We start from the raw sequence: 7,939 nt of genomic DNA, 5'->3' as shown, positions 1-7,939 counted from the left end.
ACACTAATATGCCTGTTTATTTTGCACATCCATATTCATCGTGGGAGAGAGGAACCAATGAAAATACCAATGGTCTAATCAGACGCTTTTTTCCTAAAGGAACAGACTTTAAAAAGGTCACAGAAAAGCAATTAAAAATAGTTCAAAAAAAACTAAATAACAGACCCAGAAAAGTACTTGGATACAGAACTCCTAATGAAGTTTTTCAATCCGAATTGTTAAACCACAAAATGAAAAAATATGATGATGATTTAACGGCTTGTTGAACTGGAAATAACGCGACCAAAGGAGCGTTATTCTATTTCAATAATGCCACATTTTAAAATCAAATTTAAACTCGTATATTTGAGTAATGTTTAACTAAAAAGAATAAACGCTTTGTTGCGTTAGAACCTTGAATCCAAGAGGGATCAGTGTTTTTGTTATGAAAATTTCCATTTTGAATAAATCCCAAGTTTCCATTAAAGGAAACCATCCAGATTCGTTTTTTTGAGTCTTTAAAAAAGAATAAAATTTCATTCCCAGGCAAACCATTTACAACAGTATAATTTGTAAACGATACTCCATCAAATTTGCTAATGCCATAATCGGTAGCAATCCAAAGGAAACCAGTTTCGTCATTTATAATATCATAAACCGTGTTACTTGGCAAGCCATTACTTGTGGTAAATTGGGTTAATCCTGGTATTTGACTAAAAGCAGGATTATAAAAAAATAAAAAAAGTAAGGTTAAACGTAAAAAGTGCTTCATTTTAAAGTTCTTCATTCCAAAGATAACGCTTATTAAATAAAAGTCAACGGTAATTACTTTTAAATGGTCGTTGGTGAGTTTAAGGTTTTAATTCGGTTTAATTGGTTGTATCTTACACTCGATATCAATAATAAAGAGGAAGATAAGCAGAAAAAGATATTTAAAGTGCATTTTTAATGCACTTTTTTACTTCATGAAATTCAATTTAAATTCAATTTAATTGTATATATTGTAAACATTAAATTAATTTTATATTCAATTGAAAAACAGTACAATACATTTAAAAAGATATAAAAATACTATTGATTTTTTGAAATTAGTATTACCAGCACCCGCAACAATTTTAGATTTAGGTGTTAGGAATCAACTAAGTATTTTAATGGAAGAAAATGGGTATAAAGTAATTAATACCAATGGAGAAGATTTAGATGATATTTATACTTCTGTAAAATATAAGGATATAGATGCGGTTACGGCATTTGAAATATTTGAGCATTTAATAGCTCCGTATAATATTTTAAAAGAAATAAAATGCAATAAGCTAATAACTACAATCCCTTTAAAACTATGGTTTGCAGGTGCTTATAAAAGCAATACGGATATGTGGGATAGGCATTACCATGAGTTTGAAGATTGGCAATTTGACTGGTTATTAGAAAAATCTGGTTGGGATATTAAAAAAACAAAAAAGTGGACTAGCCCAATAAATAAAATTGGAATTAGACCAATATTAAGAAAATTTACACCTCGTTATTATGCAGTTTATGCCGAAAAGAAATTGAAATGAGAATTGGAATGATTTTGGACAAAACGTTTCCACCAGATCCACGTGTGGAAAATGAAGCCATTTCTTTAATAAATAATGGGTTTGAAGTGTATTTGTTTTGTTTAACTTATGGAAATCAAAAAAAAGAGGAAATTATAAACGGAATTAATATAAAAAGATATACTTCTAACAAACTCATTTATAAGTCTTCAGCACTCGTTTATACGATTCCTTTTTATAGCTATATCATGGCTAAAAAAATAAAAAGATTTTTAGATAAGAATAAAATTCAAGCAATTCATATACATGATATGCAAATTGCTGAAGCAGTTTTTAAAGCTAACAAAAAGTTTAATTTACCCACTGTTTTAGACTTACATGATAATATGCCAGAGGTGATTAAGTTTTATCCTCATCTTCAAAAATTCCCGGGGAAACAGTTAATTTCTCCTTTTAAATGGAAGAAAAAAGAAGAAGAGTTCATTAAAAAAGCTACTAAAATTTGTACAGTTTCTCAAGAATTTATTGATGAAGTGATTCAAAGAACTAGTATTTCAAAAAACAAAATAGTACTAGTCCCAAACACAGTACAAAAAGAATTTTATACTAATGCTAAAATTAATAATTCCATTTTAAATAAATATAAAGACAATTTTGTAATTTTATATTTGGGAGATACGGCAATTAGAAGAGGTTTGTTAACCGCTATAAAAGCTATGCCACAATTAATTAAAAAAATACCCAATGTTAAATTGGTAATTGTAGGTAGTAATACTACGGATTATATTTTATTTGATGAGGTAACTAAATTAAAACTAGATGATTATGTAGATTTTGAAGGTTGGCAAAATGTAGCGTTATTTTCTTCGTATATTAAAGCAAGTACCATTTGCATATCACCATTGTACAGAAATAAGCAACATGATGTTGCCTATGCAAATAAATTATTTCAATACATGAGTTTTGGGAAACCTTTGTTGGTAAGTAATGCCATAGCTCAAAAAAAATTAATTAAAAAGGTAAATTCTGGTTTAGTTCATAAAGAAAAAGATATTTCAGATTTTGCTGAAAAAGTTTTAAAATTATATGAAAATAAAAACTTAAGAAAGGAATTAGGCATTAAAGGAAAACAGTTTATTGAAAACGAGTTTAATTGGGAAAAAACTTCAGAAAAATTAATAGATTTATACAAAAACATTAACTAGTGAAACGTGCTTTAATAATAACTTATTACTGGCCACCTGCTGGAGGCTCTGGAGTGCAACGTTGGCTGAAATTTGCAAAATATTTTCATAATTTTGATATTGAACCTATTATTTATACGATTAAAAATCCGGCTTATCCACTTATTGATAAATCGCTTTTAAATGAAATCCCTAATGGAATTGAAATATTAAAGCAACCTATTTGGGAACCAAATAACCTATTTTCTTTTCGTAAAAAACATCAAAAACAATCTGCTGGATTTTTAAATAGTAAACCTTCTTTTTTTGGCGGAATATTACAATATATTAGAGCCAATTATTTTATACCCGATGCTCGCAAATTTTGGATTAATCCTTCTGTAAATTATTTAAAAAATTATTTAAAAAATAATCCAGTTGATGTAGTTATTTCTACGGGTCCACCACACAGCACGCATTTAATTGGCTTAAAATTAAAAGAAGAATTACAGCTTAAATGGATTGCAGATTTTAGAGATCCTTGGACGGATATTGATTATTTTCATCATTTACCATTAACTAAAAAATCTTTAAAAAAACATTTATTTTTAGAAGAAGAAGTAGTAAAAAATGCTGATGTTATTATGGTTGTTGGTGAAACTATGAAACAAAATTATTTAAAATTTAATAAAAATATTAAAATCGTTACCAATGGTTTTGACGGTGAAATAGCTGATGAAAAAGTGAATTTAGATTCCAAATTCTCTATTACTCATATTGGATTGATGAACGCTGATAGAAACCCTATTTTATTGTGGAAAGTTTTAAAAGAAATTGGGACAGAAAATTCACAATTTTTAAAAGATTTGAATATTAATTTAGTGGGGAAAATTGATAAAGATATTTTAGGCAGTATTTCAGAAAACAGCTTGAATAAAAAGGTTACTATTATTGATTATCTTCCTCATAATAAAATTGATAATTTTCAAAATAAATCGCAATTTCTATTGTTGGTGGTAAATAATGTGCCAAGTGCCAAAGGAATTATTACAGGTAAAATATTTGAATATCTTAAAGCAAAACGACCCATTTTGGCAATTGCACCAAAAAATGGAGATTTAGCAACTATTATATATGAAACTGAATCTGGTATTGTGGTTGATTTTCAAGATAAAGAGTTGTTAAAAAGTACTATTTTAGCGTGGTATTCTTTATATAAAAATGAAAATTTAAAAATAAAATCTAAAAATATTGGGCAATACCATAGAAAGGAATTAACCGGAAAAGTGGCAACCATAATAAAAGCTATTACTTAATGAAAAAAATTGTAACCATAGTTGGAGCTCGGCCTCAATTTATTAAAGCAGCAGTTTTAAGCAGAATTATTGCTCAAAATAATGAAATTGAAGAAGTTTTAGTGCATACCGGTCAACATTTTGATGCTAATATGAGTGCTGTTTTTTTTGATGAAATGCAAATTCCAGAACCAATTTATAACTTGGGAATTAATACCATGAATCATGGAGCAATGACAGGTTTAATGCTTCAAAAAATTGAAGAAATTTTAGATAAAGAAAAGCCTGAATTGGTTGTGGTTTATGGTGATACTAATTCTACTTTAGCTGGAGCTTTAGCTGCTAAAAAAATGAATATTAAAATCGCTCATGTCGAAGCTGGTTTACGTTCTTTTAATATGGAAATGCCTGAAGAAATAAACAGAATATTAACTGATAGAATTTCAGATTTATTATGTTGCCCTACCAAAAATGCAATCAAAAATTTAAAACAAGAAGGATTTGATTATTTTAATTGCAAAGTAATTCAAACAGGTGATATAATGAAGGATGCGGTTAAATTTTATAGTGTAATAGCTTCTGAAAAATCTTCAATTATTACGGATTTAAATTTGGAACAAAATAAATTTGTATTAGCAACTATTCACAGGCAAGAAAACACAAATTCTTTAGAGAAATTAAAAACTATTTTTAAAGGATTAGAAGGCATTAATAAGAAGATGAAAGTAATAATGCCAATTCATCCTAGAACAAAAGCTATTTTAGAAAAAAACAATTTAAAATTTAACATAACCTTCATTCAACCAGTTGGTTATTTTGATATGTTGCAATTATTAAAGTATTGTAATTTAGTGGTAACTGATAGTGGTGGATTGCAAAAAGAGGCTTTTTATAATAAAAAAGCGTGTATAATTGCAAGGCAAGAAACGGAATGGATTGAATTGGTAGAAAATAATTTTGCGGTTATTTGTGGTGCTAATTCAGGTAAAATTGAAAATGCTTTTGAACGCTTTCAAAATGTGGATTTAAATTTTGATAAACCTCTATTTGGTAATAATGTAGGAGATAAAATTTATAATGAAATACTTTCAATTTTATAATGGGAATTGTATTAAAACAATCATTTAAAAACACATTAATTCTTTTTTTAGGATTTACTATTGGTGCGGTAAATGTGTTGTTTTTATATACTCATTTTTTACAAGAAAACTATTTCGGACTCGTTACTTTTTTATTGTCAAGTGCAAATATTTTATTGCCGTTAGTAGCTCTAGGAATGCAGCATACCATTATAAAATTCTTCTCAAATTATAAATCAAAATTAGAGAAAGATTCCTTTTTAACCACAACGCTATTGTTACCATTATTGGTTATTATTCCTTTAGGGATAATAGGAGCTTATTTTTATGAAACTATTGCAACTTGGATATCTTCTGAAAATCATTTAATAAAAAAATACACTTTTTTAATTTTTATAATAGCTGTATTTATGGGTTATTTTGAAGTGTTTTATGCTTGGACTAAAGTACATTTTAAATCAGTTTTTGGAAATTTTATTAAAGAAATATTTGCTAGAGTTTGTGTAACTATTTTATTATTTGCTGTTTATTTTAATGGGTTAAGTAACGAGCAGTTTATTTATGCAATAGTGTTGGTTTATGGTATTCGCACCTTAATAATGTTGGTATTTGCTTTGAAGGTTTATAAGCCTTCTTTTCATTTAAAACTTCCAAAAAATTTAAAAGAAATTGTATCCTTTTCAATTTATATTTTAGTGGCAGGTTCAGCCGCCGGAATATTATTAGAAATTGATAAATTTATGATTCCTCAAATGGAAAAAATTTCGGAAGTAGCCTATTATGCGGTGGGAATTTATATTGCAAGTGTAATTGCCATACCAACAAGAGCCATGCAACAAATTACAACTCCGATTGTAGCAAAAGGAATGAATGAAAATAAAATAGGGGAAATGGCTAATTTGTATAAGCAATCTTCAATAAATTTATTAGTAGTAGGCGGCTTATTTTTCTTGCTTATAAATTTGAATATCAATGAATTATATCAATTAATTAATAAGCCACAGTTTACTAAAGGAATTTGGGTTGTTTATATAATTTCATGTGCAAAATTGATAGAGTTGGCTTTAGGTACGGGTAATGCCATTTTAGTGAATTCTAAATTTTATAAAGTGTTTTTTTATATATCATTGGCAATGGCGTTGAGTGTTATCGCGTTAAATCATTGGTTAATTGCTGTTATGGGAATTAATGGAGCAGCCTTAGCAACTTTTATAGTGGTAGTTTTTTATGGAATTTTTAAAATTATCTTTATTAAAATGAAATTAAATATTCAGCCATTTACAGTTAAAACTATTAAATTAATTATAGTAATTATTATTTTGTTTATTAGTTTTGGCTATTTAAAATCTAGTTTTAATCCATTGATAACTATAATAGTAAAAAGTTTAATAATTAGTATTTTGTATTTAATAATAATAAAAAAATTAAAAATTTCTAATGATATAAGTGAGTTAATGACTAAATATATACCTAAAAGATAAAAAAAACCACTATTAAAAATAGTGGTTTTAGTTATGAAAAATCAAGATAACTCCTAATTTCAGCAGTATTATAATTAGGTTTTCTTAGGTGTAAAAGTACAGCTACAAAAAGAACGTATATGTAATTTTTGTTACAACCTATATAGAATAAAACATAATATTTGTCAAAATTTTAAAAAATGATCTACATAATTCACTTTTTTTATGGCTTAATAATGGGATATTTGGGCTTAATTTCTCCCGGAATGTTAAATATGACAGCATTAAAAATTAGTTTAACTACCTCTAAAAATAATGCTGTAAAGTTTGCTTTTGGAGCTGCTACTGTAGTTTTTATTCAGGCAGGAGTTGCCTTGTTATTTGCAGATTATTTAGTAAAAAATCCAGAAATTATTAATAGGTTGAAAATAGCTGGAGTATTTGTTTTTTTTATACTGGCAATTTTCTTTTTTTATATGTCGAGAAAGGAATTTAAAACAAATACTACTAACAATAAAACGAATTATATATTTAGAGGTGTTTTAATGTCTGCGATAAATATGTTAGCAATACCATTTTATCTTGGTTTAAGTATTTATTTAGCATCTATTCATAAAATAATTATTAAGCAACCATTTATTTTATTATTTGTAATTGGGGCGTCTATCGGAGCCTTTTTATTATTTTATACTTATATTGTATTTGCTAAAATTATTAAGAGTAAAGTTTCATTTATTGCTAAAAATATCAATATTTTGTTAAGCGTTTTATTTTTGTTTTTAGGAATTTTAACATTAGTTAAATTACTGAGTTAATTTAATTTTATAATTTGCGTTTAATGTCAGAAATTATATATGATTAAAGCTATTGAAAAAAATTTGGATAAAGGAATTAAACTGTTAACTCAAATTACAGATGAACAGTATAGTAATACTTCTATTGCTCCATATTATTCAAGTATTGGGAGTCATATACGTCATATTTTAGATATTTTTGATTGTGTTTTTGAAGGATTACCAACTGAAAATATTAATCTAATAAATAGAAGTAGAAATAGTATAATTGAGCTACACACTTCTAAAGGAATAAATTATTTTGAAGAAATCAAACAAAAACTGCAGAATCTTGATAAAGATGATTTTGATAAAATAATAAAGGTTACTGACGATTTAGGATTAGGAAAAGAAACTGTAAATTATACATTGGCTGCTATTTTAATTCAGGCTCATAGCCATGCAATTCATCATTTTGCAAGCGTTGGTTATATAATTTCTCAATTGGGTATAAAGCTACCTGATGATGATTTTGGGTTTAATCCAACTACGCCAAAACATCATAATTTAAACAATAACTAATAAGATATTAAAATTAACATTCCATTTATTCCTAAAATCATTCCATTTGTTAAAAAAAATAATTTTTTTC

At 26.8% G+C, this 7,939-nt stretch carries 9 protein-coding genes; 8 read left to right on the top strand and 1 reads right to left on the bottom strand.

The features are described 5' to 3' along the window. Window positions 1-266, top strand: a 266-nt coding sequence (locus L3J60_RS03115; protein ID WP_291974025.1) for an IS30 family transposase, incomplete at its 5' end; no start/stop codon positions are given. 65 nt (window positions 267-331) lie between these two features. Here L3J60_RS03115 and L3J60_RS03110 read toward each other — a convergent pair. Then, window positions 332-751: a two-component regulator propeller domain-containing protein gene (locus L3J60_RS03110; protein ID WP_291974024.1), complete on the bottom strand. Its 420-nt coding sequence runs from the start codon at window positions 749-751 to the stop codon at window positions 332-334. A gap of 310 nt (window positions 752-1,061) precedes the next feature. Here L3J60_RS03110 and L3J60_RS03105 point away from each other — a divergent pair, with 310 nt between their 5' ends. From L3J60_RS03105 to L3J60_RS03075, 7 genes are all read left to right on the top strand, one after another. Further along, on the top strand, window positions 1,062-1,538 hold the full coding sequence (locus L3J60_RS03105; protein ID WP_291974023.1) for a methyltransferase: 477 nt from the start codon (window positions 1,062-1,064) through the stop codon (window positions 1,536-1,538). An 8-nt stretch (window positions 1,539-1,546) separates the two neighbouring features. After that, entirely contained in the window at window positions 1,547-2,722 is a 1,176-nt protein-coding gene (locus L3J60_RS03100; protein WP_291974022.1) for a glycosyltransferase family 4 protein, read from the top strand. Continuing rightward, window positions 2,722-3,996, top strand: a complete 1,275-nt coding sequence (locus L3J60_RS03095) for a glycosyl transferase family 1 (RefSeq protein ID WP_291974021.1) — start codon at window positions 2,722-2,724, stop codon at window positions 3,994-3,996. Before L3J60_RS03100 ends, L3J60_RS03095 begins: the two co-directional genes overlap by 1 nt. Next, the gene (wecB, locus tag L3J60_RS03090) at window positions 3,996-5,075 is read left to right on the top strand and encodes a UDP-N-acetylglucosamine 2-epimerase (non-hydrolyzing) (protein ID WP_291974020.1); all 1,080 of its coding nucleotides are present in this window, start codon (window positions 3,996-3,998) and stop codon (window positions 5,073-5,075) included. The genes L3J60_RS03095 and wecB overlap by 1 nt, the downstream gene beginning before the upstream one ends. Further along, on the top strand, window positions 5,075-6,535 hold the full coding sequence (locus L3J60_RS03085) for an oligosaccharide flippase family protein (protein ID WP_291974019.1): 1,461 nt from the start codon (window positions 5,075-5,077) through the stop codon (window positions 6,533-6,535). The genes wecB and L3J60_RS03085 overlap by 1 nt, the downstream gene beginning before the upstream one ends. Window positions 6,536-6,714: 179 nt before the next feature. After that, window positions 6,715-7,329, top strand: a complete 615-nt coding sequence (locus L3J60_RS03080) for a hypothetical protein (RefSeq protein WP_291974018.1) — start codon at window positions 6,715-6,717, stop codon at window positions 7,327-7,329. A 39-nt stretch (window positions 7,330-7,368) separates the two neighbouring features. Then, complete coding sequence (locus tag L3J60_RS03075; protein WP_291974017.1) at window positions 7,369-7,869, top strand: DinB family protein; 501 nt, start codon at window positions 7,369-7,371, stop codon at window positions 7,867-7,869. Window positions 7,870-7,939 lie beyond the last annotated feature (70 nt).

Source organism: Lutibacter sp. (genome assembly GCF_021647475.1).
Lineage (GTDB): Bacteria > Bacteroidota > Bacteroidia > Flavobacteriales > Flavobacteriaceae > Lutibacter.
The sequence above is the reverse complement of the archived record's forward strand: the minus strand, read 5'-3'. Positions and strand labels throughout refer to the sequence as shown.

Coding starts and splice junctions, on each gene's coding strand:
- L3J60_RS03110 (WP_291974024.1), bottom strand. CDS start 751: ATGAAGCACTTTTTACGTTTAACCTTACTTTTTTTATTTTTTTATAAT.
- L3J60_RS03100 (WP_291974022.1), top strand. CDS start 1,547: ATGATTTTGGACAAAACGTTTCCACCAGATCCACGTGTGGAAAATGAA.
- wecB (WP_291974020.1), top strand. CDS start 3,996: ATGAAAAAAATTGTAACCATAGTTGGAGCTCGGCCTCAATTTATTAAA.
- L3J60_RS03085 (WP_291974019.1), top strand. CDS start 5,075: ATGGGAATTGTATTAAAACAATCATTTAAAAACACATTAATTCTTTTT.
- L3J60_RS03080 (WP_291974018.1), top strand. CDS start 6,715: ATGATCTACATAATTCACTTTTTTTATGGCTTAATAATGGGATATTTG.
- L3J60_RS03075 (WP_291974017.1), top strand. CDS start 7,369: ATGATTAAAGCTATTGAAAAAAATTTGGATAAAGGAATTAAACTGTTA.